General features: G+C 47.4%; 1 protein-coding gene and 1 pseudogene. Both read left to right on the forward strand.

The window, feature by feature from the left end; all coding sequences use genetic code 11:
- Positions 1-144 (forward strand): annotated as a pseudogene (locus tag R7P67_RS25075) (4-hydroxyphenylpyruvate dioxygenase); the annotation flags it as partial.
- Positions 137-1,228 (forward strand): homogentisate 1,2-dioxygenase (locus tag R7P67_RS25080; RefSeq protein ID WP_318086354.1); only part of this gene is annotated, 1,092 nt, incomplete at its 3' end. The pseudogene R7P67_RS25075 and the gene R7P67_RS25080, both read left to right, overlap by 8 nt.

Consider the following 1,228-nt stretch of genomic DNA (forward strand, 5'->3'; position numbering starts at 1 on the left):
TTTACTCAGACTGTTATTGGCCCTGTGTTCTTTGAAATCATTCAGCGCAAAGGCAACGAAGGCTTTGGTGAAGGTAACTTCAAAGCGCTATTTGAATCGATTGAAGAAGATCAAATTCGCCGAGGAGTACTAAGCGATGCATAAATGGATCACATTTCCGCATCGGGAGGGAGTGTGCTCTAAACAAGCACATGCGGATTTCCCGGATGAGGCAATTTATGAACGTGAAGCTGGCCGAAGTGGGTTCTTCGGCCCTGCGGCACATTTTCATCATCAACATGCGCCAACCGGTTGGTGTGAGTGGGAAGGTGACTTACGCCCACGCGCTTTTGACTTCACCTTAGTGGATAAAGCCAGTCAAATCTCTCCTTGGTCAGTATCGCACCTACTGCACAACGCTAACTGTAAAATACGTGTATGGCGCATGGATGAAAAGATGGATTTCTTGGTAAGAAATGCAGATGGCGACGAGCTGCTATTCATCCACCAAGGTGCGGCAGATCTTTACTGTGACTATGGTCATCTGAAAGTGAGCGAAGGGGATTACGTCATGATCCCGCGCTCAACGAGTTGGCGTTTAGAGCCGAGCGAACCCATGTTCATTCTCATGATTGAAAACACCGATGCAGCGTACTCCTTACCGGAAAAGGGCATGGTAGGGAATCACGCGGTATTTGACCCAGCGGTGTTGGAAGTTCCATCTATCAATGATGAGTTTCGTGCGCAATATTCTGAAAACCGCACCGAGGTTCAGGTAAAACGCCACGATAAAGTTAGCGTGATTACCTATCCGTTTAATCCTTTAGACGCGATTGGTTGGCATGGCGACTTAGCAGTAGTGAAAGTGAATTGGCGTGATATACGTCCACTTATGTCACATCGCTACCACTTACCACCGTCGGCGCATACTACATTTGTAGGAGCGGGATTTGTAGTGTGTACGTTTGTTCCTCGTCCAATTGAGAGTGACCCTGGTGCACTTAAAGTACCGTTCTACCATAACAATGATGACTATGACGAAGTGTTGTTCTACCACGCAGGTGACTTCTTTAGTCGCGATAACATTGAAGCGGGTATGGTGACGTTTCATCCGGCAGGCTTTACTCATGGTCCGCATCCAAAAGCGTTTAAAGCGGGTCGAGAATATAAGAAGAAGTTTACGGATGAGGTCGCAGTCATGATCGATACCCGCCATGCACTCCAGTTCTCGGATGAACTGGATAAAGTA

The organism is Vibrio sp. Vb0937 (assembly GCF_033338855.1).